We start from the raw sequence: 18,692 nt of genomic DNA on the forward strand, positions 1-18,692 counted from the left end.
TGCGAGTCTAATATGCGGTTCTGCTACACTAGCCTCTTTTGGCTACCGAGAACCATAGTATGCAATGCCGGATGGGTTGTGGTGCTTGTTGTATCGCACCTTCAATTAGCTCTTTAAATAAAGCCGCTGGTGAGCGTTGTATCCACTTGAACATCGACAATTTGTGTCAAATATTTGAGCAACCAGAGCGGCCGCAAGTGTGTCGTGATTTTAAAGCGGCACATTGGTTGTGTGGTGATACCCGCCAGCAAGCCTTAGACAATCTCATTCATTTAGAAATACAAACACAGAGCTAGCGCTTCACAGCTTATTTATCCCCGTCTTGGATTGATGGGCGCTGTTGATTGATGTTTGTGTTGGCGATGCGTAAGTTGGGATCGCTGGATGATTGCTGCTTTTGCCATGCTAAACGTTGCGCTAAACCTACCAATTGAATATCTGTAGGCAACGTAAGTTGGCGCAATAGGGCTAGCGAATTAGGCCGCGGGTGGGCGATTAATATCGCATGACCATATTTACGACTCAGCTTGAGTGCCAGTTGCCATTGTTGGTAAATACTCACCGGGTTATCGATATGATCTAAAAAGACATGTCGACGTAAAACGGGGACTTGATACATTAAAGCGGTTTTTTCTGCGACGCTGCCCAAGTGGGTTCGACTATCAACAAAAAACAGCTGTTGCTCGTTCAATACTTGCATCAACCAGCCCATTTCTTGAGGCTGTTGGGTGAGCTGACTCCCCATATGGTTATTGAGACCAGTGGCTTCAGGGTAATCTTGAATGGCAGCATATACCCGTCGTTTGAATTCATATTCATCGAGTTGTGTACTCAGCCCGTAGGGGCCTAAATTCAGATCGCGACTTCCCTGCATGGGCAGGTGTAGCATCACCTCTCGCGGCTGTTGTTGAGCTTGTACTGCGATGTTTTTGGCGTAGGGACTTGCCGGTAGGACCGATAGGGTGATTGCTGGGTTTAACTGGAGTAGTTGATAGTCTTGATAGCCGTTACCCACGTCATCAACAATGATACTGAGCAGACCCGCGCTCGCGGTATTGCAGCCACATAGGCTAAGCCAAATAAGGATTACTCTAACCATTTTTGTGGATCTTGGGTTTGACCCTGGTAGCGGATTTGGAAAAATAAGGCGTTAGTGCTCTGGCCCCCACTATTCCCTGCATAGGCGATGGTTTCTCCGGTATTGACCCGTTGGCCAATGGTCGCGTTGAGGCTTTGGTTATACCCGTATAAGCTTAAATATTGTTTGCCATGGTCGATGGCAACAACTAATCCGTAACCGCGTAGCCAATCGGCAAAAACCACATTTCCCGGCGCAATGGCTTTGATTTCGGTGCCAGGATGAGAGTCGATGACCATACCTTGCCAACGAGTTTGCCCTTGGTTTTGGCTATTATAGCGATGTAATACTTTACCCTTCAGTGGCCATGGTAGCTTGCCCTTGGTCTTACTTAGGCCTAGCAATGGTGCTTTGTCGAGATGCTGTTTGAGGGCTAGCTGTTGTTGCTGTTCGATTTGTTGACTGATCAGCTGTTGTAAATGTTGCTCGTTAATTTGCAACTGTTCTAAGCGACTTTTTTCGCTGCTTTGAAGTTGGTTGAGTTGTTGTAATTGTTGTTTGCGTTGGCGCTGTTGTTTTTGATATTGCTGTTGCTGTTGTTGTTGTTGGGCAAGTAATTGAGCTAACTGCTGTCGATTTTCATTGAGCTGCAGTTGCGCTTGACTCAGTTCAAGCTGTTTATCCGCGACAGCTACTAACGCTTCACGGCGAGCTTTGGCTAAATAATGATAGTACTGCAACATTCGTTCTAATCGCGCAGGATCTTGTTGGTTGAGTAGCATCTTCAGATAGTCACTGTGGCCTGCTTGATAGGCACTCTTGAGCTGTGCTTTTAGGGCTTGCTGTTGCTGCTGAAGTTGTTGTTCCAAACCCTGCATATTGGCTTGGATGTGTTGTTGTTGGGCTTTGGATTCTGCTAACTGTAGATTGAGGCTGCGTAGCTGTTGATTGGAATCAGCTAAAGCAAGTTCTTGTTGTCGCAGTTGCTGTTGTGCTTTGGTTATCTGAGTTTTACGCTGCGTCAGTTGTTGCTGTTGCTGCTTGAGTTGCTGCTGTACATCGATTAATTGCTGCTGTTGATTCGCGGCAAGTTGAGGGCTTAGCAATAGCAAAGCGCCAGCAATAAGGCTGGCGCGATTCAAGCTAACAAAGTGCCTTACGACACGCTGAAACAAGTGTGAAATAGGCTCATTCATTAAACCATTATTTCAAATTCATCAATACCTTGCCAGTCATTTCTGCAGGGGTCTCTAAACCCATTAAACTAAGCATGGTTGGTGCGATATCGCTTAGGCGACCTCCTTCAACGGGGGTGGCTGCACGACCATGGTAGATCAGCGGTACAGGTAAGTTAGTGTGTGCAGTGTGGATCCCGCCAGTTTTTGGGTCTACCATTTGTTCTGCGTTACCATGGTCTGCGGTAATCAGGCATTCACCGCCGACTTTGTCTAGTGCTTCAACTAAACGGCCAATACATTTATCGACGGCTTCACAGGCTTTTACTGCGGCTTCGTAAACACCTGTATGGCCAACCATATCGCCATTCGGGTAGTTACAGATGATCACGTCGTATTTACCACTTTCGATGGCAGCCACAAACTTATCCGTTAATATTTCAGAATTCATTTCTGGTTGCAGGTCGTAAGTTGCAACTTTAGGCGATGGGATCAGCTCTCGATCTTCACCAACAAACGCATCTTCTTTGCCGCCATTAAAGAAGAAAGTCACGTGCGCGTATTTTTCAGTTTCTGAAATACGTAGCTGTGTTTTGTCATTTTTTTCTAGCCATTCGCCCAAGGTGTTTACCAAGTCACTAGGGCCGAAGGCGCAAGGCGCTTTAATATCAGCTGCGTACTGAGTTAAAGTTACAAACTCACAAGCTGGTACTTTAGCGCGTTCAAAACCGTTGAAGTCCTGCTCTACAAAACAACGCGCAATTTCGCGCGCGCGGTCGGCACGGAAGTTCATAAATAAAACCGCATCGCCGTCATTCATGCTGGCGGCAGTTTCTCCGACCACCGAAGCTTTCACAAATTCGTCGTTTTCTTCACGCGCGTAAGCAGCCGCTAAAGCTTCAGTTGCGTTAGCGTAGCTGTAGTCAGCCTTGCCTTCGCTCAGCAATTGGTAGGCTTCTTCTACACGTTCCCAGCGGTTATCACGATCCATGGCGTAGTAGCGACCAACCAATGAAGCAATTCGGCCAGTGCCAATTTCGGCAAATTTAGCATCGAACTTTTCAATTGAACCTTGCGCGCTGCGAGGTGGTGTATCACGGCCATCAAGGAAAGCGTGTAAGTAGATGTTTTTTGCACCTTGTTTGGCGGCCAATTCGATGGCAGCAAGCATGTGGTCTTCATGACTATGAACACCACCTGGAGACAATAGACCCATAATATGAACGGCTTTACCAGCGGCAACCGCTTTATTGACTGCACCAAGTAATACTTCGTTGCTAAAGAAGTCACCGTCTGTAATTGCTTTACCGACACGGGTCAGTTCTTGATAAACCACGCGACCGGCGCCAATGTTGGTGTGTCCTACTTCGGAGTTACCCATCTGTCCATCCGGCAGGCCTACATCCAGACCAGAGCCTGAAATTAAGGTGCTGGCATTGGTGTTCCAAAGGTTGTCTAGTACTGGAGTGTTGGCGTTTGCCACAGCGTTATTGGCGCTGTCTTGGCGGTGGCCCCAGCCATCCATAATGATTAATGCTAAAGGCTTTTTGCTTGCAGACATTGCAATTTCCTCAATCGGTAAATGTAAAAATAGAAACGAATTCCTGAAATATTACTACATTTTTTGGCTGAGTCACCTGATTGAACGCAATTCAGCCGAGATTAGTTGTTTTATCTCTGATTTTTAGTTGCTTACTCTTTTGTTGGTGAATTTACACGCTTCTGCGTTGCGGATAGCTGCTATTTTTTACGCTCGGGTGTATACTCTCGCCCCAATATCACTAACTATTTGCTTAACTGGGAATACGCTTACTATGCAGCAAGTTGTCGAATTTTTTGGAAATAACCCCATCCTTTCATTGGCTTGGGTGGGTTTATTTGGGGCCGTTATCTACAGTTTTATTCAACCACTATTGTCAAAAGTGACTTCGGTGGGTAATCATGAAGCGACTTTGCTGATCAATAAAGAAGATGCGGTTGTGGTAGATGTCAGAACCAATGATGAGTATAAAAAAGGCTTTATTGCGGGCGCTCGTCACATTCCTTTGACTCAAATCCAGGCTAATAACTTCAAGCCCATTGAAAACTTAAAGACTAGCCCCATTATCGTGGTATGTGAAACAGGGATGCGTTCTGGCTCAGCGGCTAACGCACTGATTAAAGGCGGCTTTACCAAAGTGTATAACTTACGTGGCGGTATGACCGAGTGGAAATCAGCAAATCTACCGATCACTAAGAAGTAAGATCGCGTTTTAAATCGCAATTTGAGTTGCGATGAAACAATTTTAAATACATATTTCTAAGGTAATTATTATGGCTGAAGCAGCAACCACCGAAGCGCCACAAGTAGAATTTTCAATTCAACGCATCTACACCAAAGACATTTCTTTTGAAACTCCAAATTCACCAGAAGTATTTCAGAAAGAATGGAAACCAGAAATTAAAGTTGACCTCGACACCTCTAGCAATAAGTTAGCGGATAACGTATTCGAGGTTGTATTAACGCTGACTGTGACTGCGAACGTTGAAGATAAAACTGCGTTTTTATGCGAAGTTCATCAGGGGGGGATCTTTACTCTTGGTAATATGCCTGAGCCTCAATTGGCGCACGCGATTAATGCCTACTGTCCAAACATTTTGTTCCCTTATGCACGTGAAACCGTATCGAACCTAGTGAACCGCGGTTCATTCCCACAAATCAACCTAGCACCAGTTAACTTTGATGCGTTGTTTGCTAACTATGTGCAACAGCAAGCAGAACAACAACAAGCGGCGACAGCAGACGCTTAATGAGCACTATGAAAGCCACCATGACCGTATTGGGTGCAGGTTCCTATGGGACTGCATTAGCTATCGCCATTGCGCGCAATGGACAACGTACGGTGTTATGGGGTCATGAGCCTGAGCACGTAGCGGCCTTAAGTGCCGATCGAGAGAATCGAGACTTTCTACCCGGTGTCCGTTTTCCCGATAGCTTGGAGTTAGAGGCCGATTTGGCTACAGCTGTCGCTCAAAGCGATAACTTGTTAGTGGTGGTACCAAGCTTTGCGTTTGCCGATGTGATGCGGCAAATTAAACCGATGCTGAACCAAGATTCGCGGGTTGCTTGGGCGACTAAGGGGCTCGAGGCAAATACTGGTCATTTGCTCTCTGAAGTTGCAATGGAAGTTCTGGGAGAACAGCGTTCAATTGCTGTAATTTCGGGACCTACTTTTGCCAAAGAGTTAGCTGCCGGTTTACCGACCGCCATTTCAGCATCTTCTTCAGATGCTGATTTTGTTCGTTACTTAGCGAAGGTCATGCATTGTGAGCGTAGCTTTAGGGTATATACCAATAACGATATTGTTGGGGTACAGCTTGGCGGCGCAGTGAAGAATGTGATTGCCATTGGTGCGGGTCTGGCAGATGGATTGGGTTTTGGTGCAAATGCGCGTACAGCACTGATTACTCGGGGTTTACGTGAAATGGCTCGCTTGGGGAAAGCCTTAGGCGCGGATCCGGAAACCTTTAAGGGAATGGCTGGGCTTGGTGATTTAGTTCTGACCTGTACCGACAATCAAAGTCGTAATCGTCGCTTTGGTTTAGCCTTAGGTCAGGGGAAATCATTTGCGCAAGCCGAAACTGAAATTGGTCAAGTGGTTGAGGGTTATCGCAATACTAAAGAAGTCTATATGCTGGCACAACGTATGGGCGTAGAAATGCCGATTGTTGAGCAAGTTTATCAGGTCTTGTATCAAGCGAAATCAGCCCAACAAGCGGCCATTGATTTACTGGCTCGCGATCAGCGAGAAGAATAGTGAGTGCTACCAGAGTTAAAAAAGCCTACGCTAGCGTAGGCTTTTTTGTTCGCGCACTAATAATAAGAATGCTCACCCGCTTGGTGCTCGGTGACATCTTTCACTCCCGTGAGTTCGCCGGGGAAGGCTTCAAGTAACTGTTTTTCGATCCCTTCTTTGAGCGTAACATCAACCATGCTACAACCATTACAGCCCCCACCAAATTGTAAGATCACCACGCCTTCTTCGGTGAGTTCAATAATGCTTACTTTTCCGCCATGTGAGGCAAGATTTGGATTCACTTGCGTTTCAATGACGTATTCAACACGCTCAATCAATGATGCGTCATCATCCACTTTACGCATTTTTGCATTCGGTGCTTTTAGTGTGAGCTGAGAGCCTACTTTGTCTGTCACAAAATCAATTTCGGCATCTTCCAAAAAGGGTGCACTGGCGGTGTCTACCATTGCGTTAAAGCCGTTAAAGGGGAGTTGCACATCATCATCTTCAACTGACTCTGGTGGGCAGTAAGATACACCACATTCGGCGCTAGGCGTGCCGGGGTTGACGACGAATACACGGATGTTAGTGCCTTCAGGCTGTTGTTCTAGCAGCTTAACAAAATGTTGTTGTGCTGTTTCTGAGATCGATACCATCTGCTTCCTCGATACCTGAGTAAATTGCTAGGTTATATTGTACGGCTTTTTTATTCGCACGACTAGGGTCTATTGATGGCTAGCGATGGTTTTTCAATTCTGACGATAGTAACTAGGGTAAATTTTATCATGAAGGTTAGCAAGAATAGTCTGTGACTTAGCTTATGCTTGGCTGGATGAGTTGGGCTTCGGGGTGCGCGCCAGTGCCCAAATATCTACTTGTTGAGCGCCAGCTTGTTTAAGTAACTTAGCCAGTACATTAGCGGTACTCCCTGTCGTGACAACATCATCAATCAACGCCCAGTGGGGCTGTATGTTTCTGATTTTGCAGCTAAAACTACTTGTCAATGAACGCTGGCGTTGGGTGCGATTCAGGGTGGCTTGATTGCTTCCTGCGTGTGGGCGGCTTAGCACGGTTTGATAGGGGAGGCCCGATAGCGCTGCGACTTGCTGACAGAGTAATTCACTTTGGTTAAAGCCGCGTCGCCAGCGTTTCAGCCAATGCATGGGGACCGAACATAGTGCATCGGGTCGGGCCATGGGCTGGCGTTCGATTTGCTGCCAAAGTAGCTGACTTAAGGGTTTGGCTAGATGAGCTTGTTTGGCATATTTATAAGTTTTTATCACTGGGCTTAAGGGCCACTGGTAATCGCCGAGACAAAATATATGATCAAAATAGAGTTCTTGTTGTTGGCACTCACCGCATATTCCGGGTTCTGCGAGGGCCAAGAAACAGCGTTCACAACGGGGATGCGCTTGGCCGAGTAATAAGCGGGCACAATGCTCACAGCATGCCAAGTTGACTGCTTTGCTTTGTAAGCAAAAGTCACATTGGCTGGATTGCTTGAGAGTTCGGTTTAAAGTGGCTGCGAAACTCGATAACATTCATTCTTTCCTAATGATCAATAAGTAAGTGTAGATGAGTCAGTTGTATTGTGAGAGTCAAGGAGCAGGGCCTGCTTTAGTATTACTTCACGGGTGGGGCTTGAATAGTGCGGTTTGGCAGCCGCTAAGCGAACTGCTCAGTCCCCATTTTTGTTTATATATGGTGGATTTACCTGGTTTTGGTTATTCGACCGCTTTGCCACAGTTAAGCTTACAAAACATAGCTGAGGCTGTTGCTGAGCAGGTGCCGGAGCAGTCTATTTGGTTGGGGTGGTCTTTGGGCGGCTTGGTGGCGATGCAAGCTGCCTTAAGTTTTCCAGAGCATTTATCGTCATTAGTGAGTGTGGCTAGCTCCGCACATTTTGTCGCACAGGATGATTGGCCCGGGATCCCAAGTAAAGTGCTACAAGGGTTTGCTCAGGGCTTAGAACTCGATTTTGTCAAAACCCTGCAGCAATTTCTGGCAATTCAAGCAATGGGAAGTCCTCATGCGAAGCAGGATATTAAACAACTGCGTCATTTGTTAGCAGAGCGACCTTTGCCTTGCTTAGACGCTTTGAGGCAGGGCTTGAGTTTGTTACAAAGTGAAGATTTGCGTCCCCAAGTGGGTCAAATCGATTTGCCGTGGTTACAACTGTATGGTCGTAATGACTCGCTGGTGCCAAAGGCTGCTATCGCCGAGCATGCGCAGCTGAATCTCGACGCACAGCAATATTGCTTTGCGAGCTCTTCACACGCTCCTTTTATTTCAGAGAAGCAGTTATTTGCTGAGCGCCTGATCGACTTTTCCCGGTCATTAGTGGTTTAAAAGTGAGCAGTTTGCTACAATTTGTTTAGTGATCGCTTAAGTTTTGGCAAATATTGGGAGGGGGAAATGCAGATTGGTGCTGCGAGCAATGGCTTTCAAATTATTGCCAATGCTAATCAACAAGTTAGCCAAAGTGCTCAATCCCTCGCTGAGGTCGCCGCGGGGCGTGAGCCACGACAGAATGAAGTTGTAGATGCTGTGGTGAGTTTGAATCAGGCTGAGTTATACGTTAAGGCGGGTGCCAAAGTGATTGATACCGAATCAAAAATGCTCGGCTCAATCTTGGATATTGAGGCTTAACATGAACATTAGCGTGAGCCTTCCCAATGTTTTTCCTAATACGCTGAGTCCGCCGACCGATTCAGCCAAACGGGATAATATGCGGCGTGAAGTGATTGCTCAGCCTAAAGAGGTTGGCAGCTTTGCGAAAGAGCCAGAGGTAGGGGCCGAGAAGGACCGCGGCAAACCTTCGCTTCCGGTCCAGTACCCCAGTGTTCAAGAGCAGCAATTCACTAAAGTGACAGAGCGTGATGCGCAAGGTCGTGAACAGCAGCAACAGCAAGAACAACAAGACTCACAGCAGCAGTCAGAGCAAAAATCTGGTGGAGATCAAGCCAGCAGCAAGCAAACCAACCAAAATCAATTTAGTGAAAGTGAACAGAAGGCGCTGGATGAGCTCGTCGCGCGTGATCGTGAAGTTCGTTTACATGAATCTCAGCATCAAGCGGTTGGTGGACAATACACCAGTGGTGCTAATTTTGAGCTTGAACGCGGTGCCGACGGTAAGCAGTATGCGGTTGGCGGAGAGGTATCTATTGATACCAGTGAAGTCGCTGGCGATCCTCAGGCGACTATCGCAAAGATGGATCAAGTGCAACGTGCTGCGTTAGCGCCAGCCGAGCCCTCAGCACAAGATCGTCAGGTTGCTGCGCAGGCACAACAAAAAGCGGCAGCGGCTCAAGCACAGCTTAGCCAAACTCAGATGCCAGGCTTGTTGGCTTCCGATGAGCAAGAATCTGCTTTTGAATCGGCAGTCAATGATGTAGCTGCACCGAGCGATTATCAGCAACTTCAGCAGCAACAAGCGAAAGATTTACAACAACGTTATCCTGATATTGCCGCACAAATGGCTCAGAGAAATCAGCAGATTCAGCAGCGCTATGCCAGTGTCAGTCATTTTAGGCAGAGCGCACAACTCAGTTTAATGGCTTAACTATTTCAAAGCTCTTCTGTCAGTGGTAGACGCTGTCGTTACCAGTTCATCAAATTACACTCCAATTAAGCGAAACAAGTCTCTGCTCATTGCTGTAGGTTTTATCGAGTCGATTATTTGATGGTCTACTTATTCAGTCTTAACTGAGGCACTAGCCTTGTGGGTCGAATAGCTATCAAGGACTATTCGACAGCTAAGTTGTGAATCTCTTAAAGCAACTTTCAACTCAGGCATCGGCTGCGATTGGAGGCCCATTTAAGCGGGGATAAAACTGGTATTGGTTGATGTTGCTGATTTGGACTCAGCCTAATTTGCTGGGTTCTATATTCGAGGAAGGGGCCGAGTCTTTGAGTGAAGATGCAGCCCCATTTGTTACCCGTTATTTTTTAGCTTTAGCAAAAGCATCGGCAAAGGCACTATTCACTGGCGTCGTGCTTGGCTTGGTATTTTTCGCTGGGCGAGCCTTGTAGGCTGGTTTTTTATCAGAGCGGTCTGCAGATTTAGGGCCGCTGTGCACCTCATCATCTAAGCGCATGCTTAAGGCGATTCGTTTGCGTTGAACCTCGACTTCTAGCACTTTAACTTTCACGATATCGCCCGCCTTCACCACTTGATGAGGATCTTTGACAAAGTGATCGGCCAAGCAAGAAATGTGGACCAAGCCATCTTGGTGAACTCCGATATCAACAAAGGCACCAAAATTGGTGACATTGGTCACGACCCCTTCGAGTTGCATCGCTGGTTTCAGATCGCTAATGCTATCGATGCCTTCTTTAAAATTGGCGGTCGCAAACTCTGGACGAGGGTCTCGACCTGGTTTGTTCAATTCAGCGATGATATCGGTTACCGTGGGTAAACCAAATTGTTGATTGGTAAATTGCTTGGGGTCGAGTTTAGCCAAGCGCTCGGAATTGGCAATCAGCTGACTCACTTGGCATTGACTATGATTCGCGATGGCCTCGACTAGAGGGTAAGCCTCGGGATGCACTGCTGAGCTATCCAGAGCGTTGGCAGCTTGAGGGATCCTTAAGAAACCAGCAGCTTGTTCAAAGGCTTTAGGACCTAAGCGGGCGACCTTTTTAATTTGTTTACGTGACTGAAAGGCACCATGTTCATCGCGATAACTAACAATGTTGTGTGCAATAGTCGGGTTAAGCCCGGCGACAAAACTCAGTAGTGGAGCCGAAGCCATATTGATGTCGACTCCGACCGCATTCACACAATCTTCCACCACGGTTTCGAGCTGGTGTGACAGTTTACTTTGGCTCACGTCATGTTGGTATTGGCCTACCCCGATGGCCTTTGGTTCAATTTTTACCAGCTCGGCTAATGGATCTTGTAGACGGCGAGCAATGGACACCGCTCCACGGATTGATACATCTAAGTCGGGGAATTCGTGAGCAGCCAATTCTGAAGCCGAATACACCGAGGCACCAGCTTCGCTCACCATGACTTTTTGCAAATTCTGTTTAGGAAGCATCTTGAGCAAATCGGCGGCAAGTTTATCGGTTTCTCGGGAGGCGGTACCGTTGCCGATGCTCAGTAATTTAACTTGATGTTGTTGGACTAGCTTGGCGAGAGTATTTAAAGATTGCTGCCATTGATTGCGTGGCGCATGGGGATAGATGGTGTCGTAAGCGAGTAATTTACCAGTGGCATCCACAACTGCAACCTTTACACCAGTGCGCAACCCTGGGTCGAGACCGAGGGTTGCTTTGGGGCCTGCTGGCGCCGCCATTAATAAATCATTGAGATTACGGGAAAAGACACTAATGGCTTCTTCTTCGGCGCGTTCTCGAAGCTGGTTGAGTAATTCAGTTTCTAACTGGAGCTTAAGCTTGACTCGCCAAGTCCATTGCACCACTGTATTCAGCCAAGTGTCACTGGCGTAGCCTTTAGGCGCAAGCTGAAAGTAATCTCGGATGAGCTGCTCTGCTGGGTGACTCTGCTGCTGATCTTGCTGAGCTATAACCAGATTAAGCATCAAGATGCCTTCGTTGCGGCCGCGTAAAATCGCTAAGGCGCGGTGGGAAGGAACTTTACTGAGCGCTTCTTGGTAATCGAAGTAGTCTTGGAATTTTTGGCCTGTTTGCTGCTGTCCTTCAATGACCGTTGTACTCACTAAGCCTTGTGCTTGTAATAATTGGCGGAGTGATGCAAGCAGTGGTGCTTGAACGGCAAAACGTTCCATGAGAATAAACTTGGCACCATCGAGGACGGTTTTACTGTCGTGGAAGCCTGCTTGTGGATTGAAGTAGGCCGTGGCAAGTTGCTCGGGGGCGGTATCGGGTTGAGCTAATAGTTGCTCTGCCAGTGGCTCTAAACCCGCTTCAATGGCAATTTGTCCTTTGGTTCGGCGCTTTGGCTTGTAAGGCAGATAAAGATCTTCGAGCTCAGTTTTGGTATTGGCTCCCATAATTAGCTGTTCGAGTTGCGGGGTTAATTTTTCTTGTTCATGAATCGATTTTAGAATGCTGCTGCGTCGTTGTTGCAAGTCGCGCAGGTAAGTTAAACGCTGTTCCAATAATCGCAGTTGACCATCGTCTAAACCTCCGGTGGCTTCTTTTCGGTAGCGGGCAATGAAAGGAACGGTGGAGCCTTCGTCTAGTAATTGAATTGCAGCACTGACCTGCGCTGGCTTCGCCTGAATATCGGCGGCAATTTGTTGTTCTAGTGTTGACATATGCTTGCTTACATTGAGAGAGCCGCAAGGCGGCAGATAATGGCCACTATCATATGGCGTTCTGTTTTTGCTTCAAGTATAAATTGGTCTCGGCTAGTAATTGGCATAAGCTCTGCTCGCAAGGTCGAACCACCTAGCAAGTTCGGTGCTTGATTTATAGGGCGCGCATTCGATCGGCTTTCAGTCTAAATCAATAACCAACAGCTATAAATTTAATCACCAAAGACAAACTGCGCTTAGAGGCCTGGATGTTATGAAAAGTAATTTAATAACTCGTGCCGGTTGGCATAAACTCGACCAAGAGTTGAAATACTTGTGGAAGATAAAACGTCCGGAGGTGACTCAAGCCGTCTCTGAGGCCGCCGCCTTGGGTGACCGCTCGGAGAATGCTGAATATAAAGAAGGGAAGCGAGAGTTACGCCGTATCGACTCTCGTTTGCGTTTCCTAAATAAACGTTTAGATGTACTGCAAATTATTGATCATTCTCCGCAACAAAACGGCAAGGTCTATTTTGGGGCTTGGGTCGCCTTAGAAAATGAGGATGGGGATAAGGTACGTTATCGAATTGTTGGCACTGACGAGATTGATCCAAAGCTGGGTTATATCACCATCGATTCACCGATGGCGCGTGCTTTAATTGGCAAACAAGTGGATGACGATGTATTTGTGAATACTCCTGCAGGCATCAAGGAATGGTGGGTGACGGCGATTCAATATCAAGCATTTGAAGAGTACGAGGATGGATCTTGAGCACTGAGCCTAATTTGCTGATGTTGAATTATTTTCATTTAAAGCAAGTAATAACATGAGCTGATTGACTATATAGAAACTTTTCTTCATATTTAGCGGTATAGACGTCTAAATGTCTTTTATGGAGAAGGTTAATGGGATTTCATCACGCACAACAAATTGAATCACTCAATCAAAGCTTAAGCGAACTTAATCGTGATATTAACGTGTCTTTTGAGTTTTTCCCGCCAACCACCGAAACCATGGAGCAAACGCTTTGGGCTTCTATCGAGCGTTTGCACACTCTAAAACCGAAGTTTGTCTCGGTCACTTATGGCGCGAATTCAGGGACTCGTGATCGCACCCATAAGGTGATTAAGGCGATTAAAGACAGAACTGGTTTAGCTGCCGCGCCTCATCTTACCTGTGTTGATTCTACCCCTGAAGAATTACGGCAAATTGCTCGCGATTATTGGCAAAGTGGGATCCGGGATATTGTTGCGCTGCGTGGTGATTTACCGGTCGGAGCGGCCAAACCCGAGATGTATGCGAGTGACTTGGTCAGTTTATTGAGGGAAGAGGCTGAGTTTGATATTTCGGTAGCGGCTTATCCTGAAATGCATCCTGAGGCAAAGAGTGCGCAGGCAGACTTGTTGGCTTTAAAGCGAAAAATGGATGCGGGTGCTAATCGGGCTATTACGCAATTTTTCTTTGATGTTGAAAGTTATTTGCGCTTTCGTGACCGTTGTGCAGCGATAGGTATTGAGGGCGAAATTGTCCCGGGAATTTTACCTGTCTCTAATTATAATACTTTGAAGAAGTTTGCTTCTTTTGCCAACGTGAAGGTGCCACAGTGGTTACATAAACAGTTTGCAGGTTTAGAGCATGATCAGATGACTCGTAATCTGGTGGGGGCGAGCGTGGCTATCGAAATGGTGAAAGTCTTGTCGCGTGAAGGGGTCAAGGATTTCCACTTTTATACCCTCAATCGCTCCGAACTCTCTTATGCGATTTGTCATACTTTGGGGGTTAGGCCCGAGCTTCAGACGGTGGCTTGTTAGTCTAGCGGCTACCAACAGCAGTCCCCAGCGGCGCGAGCAGACTACTTGAGCTTGACCAAACTTTCCGTATGGGTGGTTGTTAAATGGGCTGAGGGGCATGGAGAATCATCAGACCTTTATCATCCCGCTCGGAGAAATAATGCTGACTGTATTTATAATAGGGTGCTCATCGCCACGCTGAGTAACCACATCACCAATGCATAGTACCAATTATTTTGCAAAATTCGCCGGCTCGAACAATGATAACGGCCGGTCATGGTGAGGCCCACTCCCGATAGAGGGCTGCTACCAGTTGAAATGGCCCAAGAGCTTAGGAACAAAAAACCCAGTTGGCTGGGGCTTGGCTCCAACGGCAGTAATAAGGGACTGGCCAGCGAAATGCTAATCACCGGATGAATACCGAGGATGCCAGCAATAATCATCAGCGCCAATACTGTCGCAAATACGGGGGTTGTAAAGCTAAAATTTGCGAGGTTGATTGTGTCTGGATAGGCTAACAGGATCCCTTTGATGCCTGCCGAAAATACCCCTGCAGCAAGAAACAGCAGAAACTGACCGCCGACATTGGGCAGTTTGTGATTAATGAACTGACGAACGCTAGTGCGCGATGTACCTTGATTAAAGGCGAGTGCTGCTAAAGGAGCAAGACAGGTGATGATTAAAATAATGCTTAAGTCTGGTAAACCAAAGTGCAAGCCAATTACCAATAGCGCTAAGCAGAGCGGGATCATTAAGCTATCCGGTTTGATTGGGTAGCCTTCGAAGTTATCTCGGTGTTTTAAATATACTTCTGTACTCGTGAAGCCGAGAGCAATCAATGACATCACCAGACCGGGTAACAAGGTATCACTCCACTGCAGACCCGGCACATAAGTGATCGAGACCGCGGTTGCGATGAAGAAGGGAGACCACCATGCGGCAGCGCAAAAACTGCGGGTGAGCACTTTTTGCTGCGCATCACTTAAGGGGCTCTTTTCTGAGAGACGATCTCCGGCGATAAACACGATCGAAAGATTGATGATCGCACCTAAAAGGTTAATGCCAAGCGCGCTAGATAAAATACTCGCGGTTCCTTTGGGTAATGGTGTTTGATTGTCGGTTTTATTGGTGAGCGCTAAAAAAGACACCGCACTAAACATGGCTAACAGCGGGAGATTGGCCGACAACACATCCTTTAGGCTTAACAGAGTACCTTGACTCGCAGCAACCGCCAATAACCCCAGACCTAAGGCAAATAACGTGGCGGCTTGCAATTGGATCGGGCGATTCAGTTGCGGCCAATACACTGCGACGGCGAACCAGGCAAGTAGCGTGGGGAAGAACAGGCCAATTTGACCAAAGGCTGAAAGTAAATAAAGCAGTAAGAATCCGAGGAATAACCAGCCGGAGAACTTTTGCATTGATGACATCCTAACTATCAATTGCCATGGTGCGGATAAACATCGTCCGCTCGGTGACGCTAAGTGGTTGAAATTGGGCATTGAGTGACAAATGCCGAAGAGAACCCGAGAGTTTTCCTATTCCCCACCATGATTACCGCTTCACTCTCAATTATCTCGGTTCCGAACGACGATGTTAGCGGTGTATCACTCGTTCATCAAACCAAGCGCTGAGCTGGTGGCTCATCAGCTTCGTCAATAAAACAAACCCCGCAGCAAGTGCGAGGTTTGTTTTGTGAAGTGACTTAACCAGTATTACGCATACCTGCGGCAATACCAGCAATGCTGACCATGAGTGCTTGATCGACCACCGGACAGAGCTGCTCGCTAGCTCGCGAGCGGTTTAAGAGCTCGACCTGCAGCACATGTAAGGGATCGATATAGGGGTTACGTAAGTTAATTGACTCCACTACCCAGGCTTGGTTGGCTAATAAGCGATGTTCAGGTGATAGCGATAAGATAGCCGCTTTTGCTGAATCCAACTGAGCGCGTAGTTTTACTCCTAGACCTTTGAGTTCTGGTTCTACTAAACGGTCATCGTAAACCTGTGATAGCCAAGTATCCGCTTTCATGAATACCATCTCTAACATTGCTAAACGATTTTCGAAGAAGGGCCATTCACGCATTTCTTGTAGTAGCTCGGCTTTACCTTGCTCAATCAGCTGATTAAATGCGGCGCCACTGCCTAGCCAAGCGGGTAACAATAGTCGATTCTGACTCCAAGAGAAAATCCATGGAATCGCCCGTAAGCTTTCTACGCCGCCATCTTGACGACGTTTCGCTGGACGGCTCCCTAAGGGAAGCTTGGCTAACTCTTGTTCAGGAGTCGCTGAACGGAAATAAGCAACAAAATCTTCTTCTCCCCAGACCACACCACGATAATTGTCACAAGAGGTTTCGGCAATTTGATCCATCACTAATCGCCATTCGTCTTTCGGCTCCATTGGTGGGACTAAGTTTGCCTCTAGAACAGCACTGGCATAGAGGTTCAAGCTATCTAAAGCGACTTTAGGTAAACCAAACTTAAAGCGGATCATTTCGCCTTGTTCGGTCACTCTAAGCCCACCTTTTAAAGATCCTGGTGGTTGGGATAGCAGTGCTGCATGGGCTGGAGCACCACCACGACCAATAGTACCACCACGACCATGGAATAAGGTCAGATTGACACCGTGACCTTCGCAAATGGAGACTAATGCTTCTTGAGCGCGATATTGAGCCCAAGAGGCTGCCAGCACCCCAGCATCTTTCGCAGAGTCGGAATAACCAATCATCACATGTTGTTGGCCCGAGATATAGCCGCGATACCAATCGACGGACAACAGTTTGCTCATGGTTGCTGGCGCATTATTTAAATCATCCAATGTTTCAAATAATGGAGCGACAGGTAGGCGGAATGGGCAACCAGCTTCTTGTAATAGCAGCTGTACGGCTAATACATCGGAGGGCTCACTAGCCATAGAAATAATGTATATACCTAAGGCTTCACGCTCTTGTTTGGCGATGATGGCACAGGTATCCAGCACTTCTTGCACCGACTCACTGGGTTCCCAATTTCGTGGGAACAATGGCCGCTTGGAGTTTAACTCTTGTAATAAAAAGTGTTGTTTGTCGGTTTCATTCCAATGCGCATAATCGCCCAAGCCCAAATAACGGCTCAGTTCTGAAAAAACTTCTTCGTGACGACCACTGTCTTGGCGAATATCCAAGCGCAATAAGTTGATGCCAAAGCAGGCGATACGACGTAATAGGTCGAGTAGAGTCCCATCGGCGATGATGCTCATGCCACAATCTTGTAGTGAGTAGTAACATAGCTCGAGCGGTTCCCGCAGCTGTTCGGTATTCACCACGATGTCGCGGGCTTCTGTATACTGACCTTTCAACTTCGCGGTAAGGTAGTCGTGGGTTTCTTGTAGTTCACTGCGCAATACTTTAAGTAGCGCACGATAAGGTTCGCTCTGAGTGCCAGTTTGCTCAAGCAAGGCTTGATTTGCATCGCTCATCGACAATTCACTGACTAGCTTCTGAATTTCCTTCAGGTATAAATCTACAGCGACCCAACGGCTTGAAAGTAATACTTCTTCAGTCACTTTTGCGGTGACAAAGGGGTTACCATCTCGGTCTCCGCCCATCCATGATGAAAACACCACAGGAGCGCTATCTAAAGCAAGACGCATGTCGAAGTGATTACTGAGTTTCTTATCTAATTGTCGAACAAATTCAGGAACAGCATGCCACAATGAGTTTTCAATTACGGCAAAGCCCCATTTGGCTTCGTCAACTGGGGTTGGGCGTAGCTTACGGATTTCGTCGGTGTGCCAAGCTTGATTAATCAGTTGCTCTAGGCGACCCATCAAATTATCCCGCTCTCGTTGCGGTAAGTCTAATTCTAACCAGTCGAGACAATCATTAATACTCACGTATTTATTGATTAGTGTTCGGCGAGTCACTTCGGTGGGGTGGGCCGTTAAGACTAATTCGATATTGAGTTGGGCAACTGCGTGATGAATTTCTGCTTCGCTAAGTTGCTCTTGTTTTAATTTTTGAAATACCAAATCGATGGGATCGGTGGTGCAGGTACTGCCTTCACAATTGCGAGAAATGGTATGGAATTGTTCGGCGATATTAGCCAGATTTAAAAATTGGCTAAAGGCGCGAGTTACAGGTAATAACTCATCGTCGCTTAAATTTCGTAATAGTTCTAATAGCTGCTCACGCGCTTGTTCATCATTGCTGCGTGACGCTTTTGCTAGCTGACGGATCGTTTCTACTTTCTCGAGGAAAGCCTCGCCCATATGGCTTTTGATCGTATTACCAAGTAGCTGTCCGAGTAAATTTACATTTCCTCGTAATGACGCATTGGTTTCCTGAGGCAAATTCTGGCTCATTCTTTTTCCTTTACTGTTGGCGTATGCTAGCGATTATTGAAATTAATTTACTAAATTACCCTATTCCTAGCCCAAAAACATACCTAAGACTGCGCTTATAGTCAAAGCACCTGTAATAAAATTACAGGTAACCTGAGTTCCTTTGAGGTGGATCAAGCGCTCAGGCCTATTGTGTATCTCATGGTCATCGGTAAATTTAGAGGATTAGCCACGATTTTAGTATTTTTTACAAACATTACAATAAATAAAAATGCATTATTATTGCATAACGAATTACTTGTGGTATGCTCCGCAATAATTGAA

Annotated in this window: 17 protein-coding genes; 9 read left to right on the forward strand and 8 right to left on the reverse strand. The window is 46.8% G+C overall.

Annotation, left to right across the window (positions count from 1 at the left end):
- The first annotated feature begins 59 nt into the window (after positions 1-59).
- Positions 60-296, forward strand: a complete 237-nt coding sequence (locus ACRRSW_RS02215) for a YkgJ family cysteine cluster protein (protein ID WP_432454786.1) — start codon at positions 60-62, stop codon at positions 294-296.
- Positions 297-307: 11 nt separating this feature from the next.
- Here ACRRSW_RS02215 and ACRRSW_RS02220 read toward each other — a convergent pair whose 3' ends face one another.
- From ACRRSW_RS02220 to gpmM, 3 genes are read right to left on the reverse strand one after another with little or no spacing between them, the layout of a single operon-like run.
- Positions 308-1,099 carry a divergent polysaccharide deacetylase family protein gene (locus tag ACRRSW_RS02220; RefSeq protein ID WP_432460761.1) on the reverse strand — a complete coding sequence of 264 codons (792 nt, stop codon included), beginning with the start codon at positions 1,097-1,099 and terminating at the stop codon, positions 308-310.
- Positions 1,087-2,274: a murein hydrolase activator EnvC family protein gene (locus ACRRSW_RS02225; RefSeq protein WP_432460762.1), complete on the reverse strand. Its 1,188-nt coding sequence runs from the start codon at positions 2,272-2,274 to the stop codon at positions 1,087-1,089. The genes ACRRSW_RS02220 and ACRRSW_RS02225 overlap by 13 nt, the downstream gene beginning before the upstream one ends.
- A 7-nt stretch (positions 2,275-2,281) precedes the next feature.
- Positions 2,282-3,814: a 2,3-bisphosphoglycerate-independent phosphoglycerate mutase gene (gene gpmM, locus ACRRSW_RS02230; RefSeq protein ID WP_432460763.1), complete on the reverse strand. Its 1,533-nt coding sequence runs from the start codon at positions 3,812-3,814 to the stop codon at positions 2,282-2,284.
- 253 nt (positions 3,815-4,067) lie between these two features.
- Here gpmM and ACRRSW_RS02235 point away from each other — a divergent pair, with 253 nt between their 5' ends.
- The 3 genes from ACRRSW_RS02235 (at position 4,068) to gpsA (ending at position 6,050) form a co-directional block, all read left to right on the forward strand.
- Positions 4,068-4,496, forward strand: coding sequence for a rhodanese-like domain-containing protein (locus ACRRSW_RS02235; protein ID WP_432454782.1), 429 nt, complete (start codon positions 4,068-4,070; stop codon positions 4,494-4,496).
- Between the two features lie 70 nt (positions 4,497-4,566).
- Positions 4,567-5,043 carry a protein-export chaperone SecB gene (gene secB / locus ACRRSW_RS02240; RefSeq protein WP_432460764.1) on the forward strand — a complete coding sequence of 159 codons (477 nt, stop codon included), beginning with the start codon at positions 4,567-4,569 and terminating at the stop codon, positions 5,041-5,043.
- On the forward strand, positions 5,043-6,050 hold the full coding sequence (gene gpsA, locus ACRRSW_RS02245; protein ID WP_432460765.1) for an NAD(P)H-dependent glycerol-3-phosphate dehydrogenase: 1,008 nt from the start codon (positions 5,043-5,045) through the stop codon (positions 6,048-6,050). Before secB ends, gpsA begins: the two co-directional genes overlap by 1 nt.
- Positions 6,051-6,106: 56 nt before the next feature.
- Here the strand turns inward: gpsA and nfuA are convergent, their stop codons facing one another.
- Both nfuA and ACRRSW_RS02255 read right to left on the reverse strand, forming a co-directional pair.
- Positions 6,107-6,685, reverse strand: coding sequence for a Fe-S biogenesis protein NfuA (nfuA, locus tag ACRRSW_RS02250; protein WP_432454779.1), 579 nt, complete (start codon positions 6,683-6,685; stop codon positions 6,107-6,109).
- Positions 6,686-6,847: 162 nt separating this feature from the next.
- Positions 6,848-7,570 (reverse strand): ComF family protein, encoded by a 723-nt coding sequence (locus ACRRSW_RS02255; protein ID WP_432460766.1) that lies wholly within the window; start codon positions 7,568-7,570, stop codon positions 6,848-6,850.
- 34 nt (positions 7,571-7,604) lie between these two features.
- Between ACRRSW_RS02255 and bioH the strand changes: the two genes are divergently transcribed.
- From bioH to ACRRSW_RS02270, 3 genes are all read left to right on the forward strand, one after another.
- Positions 7,605-8,378: a pimeloyl-ACP methyl ester esterase BioH gene (gene bioH, locus ACRRSW_RS02260; protein ID WP_432460767.1), complete on the forward strand. Its 774-nt coding sequence runs from the start codon at positions 7,605-7,607 to the stop codon at positions 8,376-8,378.
- Between the two features lie 66 nt (positions 8,379-8,444).
- Positions 8,445-8,678, forward strand: a complete 234-nt coding sequence (locus ACRRSW_RS02265; RefSeq protein WP_432460768.1) for a hypothetical protein — start codon at positions 8,445-8,447, stop codon at positions 8,676-8,678.
- Between the two features lies 1 nt (position 8,679).
- Positions 8,680-9,591, forward strand: a complete 912-nt coding sequence (locus ACRRSW_RS02270) for a putative metalloprotease CJM1_0395 family protein (protein ID WP_432460769.1) — start codon at positions 8,680-8,682, stop codon at positions 9,589-9,591.
- Between the two features lie 379 nt (positions 9,592-9,970).
- Here the strand turns inward: ACRRSW_RS02270 and ACRRSW_RS02275 are convergent, their stop codons facing one another.
- Positions 9,971-12,274 carry a Tex family protein gene (locus tag ACRRSW_RS02275; protein WP_432454774.1) on the reverse strand — a complete coding sequence of 768 codons (2,304 nt, stop codon included), beginning with the start codon at positions 12,272-12,274 and terminating at the stop codon, positions 9,971-9,973.
- 253 nt (positions 12,275-12,527) lie between these two features.
- On the opposite strand from ACRRSW_RS02275, the gene greB reads away from it, so the two are divergent.
- Entirely contained in the window at positions 12,528-13,025 is a 498-nt protein-coding gene (gene greB, locus ACRRSW_RS02280) for a transcription elongation factor GreB (RefSeq protein ID WP_432454773.1), read from the forward strand.
- 134 nt (positions 13,026-13,159) lie between these two features.
- On the forward strand, positions 13,160-14,065 hold the full coding sequence (gene metF / locus ACRRSW_RS02285) for a methylenetetrahydrofolate reductase (RefSeq protein WP_432460770.1): 906 nt from the start codon (positions 13,160-13,162) through the stop codon (positions 14,063-14,065).
- Positions 14,066-14,217: 152 nt separating this feature from the next.
- Here the strand turns inward: metF and ACRRSW_RS02290 are convergent, their stop codons facing one another.
- Entirely contained in the window at positions 14,218-15,465 is a 1,248-nt protein-coding gene (locus ACRRSW_RS02290) for a hypothetical protein (RefSeq protein WP_432454771.1), read from the reverse strand.
- Positions 15,466-15,749: 284 nt separating this feature from the next.
- Positions 15,750-18,389, reverse strand: a complete 2,640-nt coding sequence (ppc, locus tag ACRRSW_RS02295) for a phosphoenolpyruvate carboxylase (protein WP_432460771.1) — start codon at positions 18,387-18,389, stop codon at positions 15,750-15,752.
- Positions 18,390-18,692 lie beyond the last annotated feature (303 nt).

The organism is Agarivorans sp. QJM3NY_25, from assembly GCF_050870875.2.
Taxonomy (GTDB): Bacteria; Pseudomonadota; Gammaproteobacteria; order Enterobacterales; family Celerinatantimonadaceae; genus Agarivorans.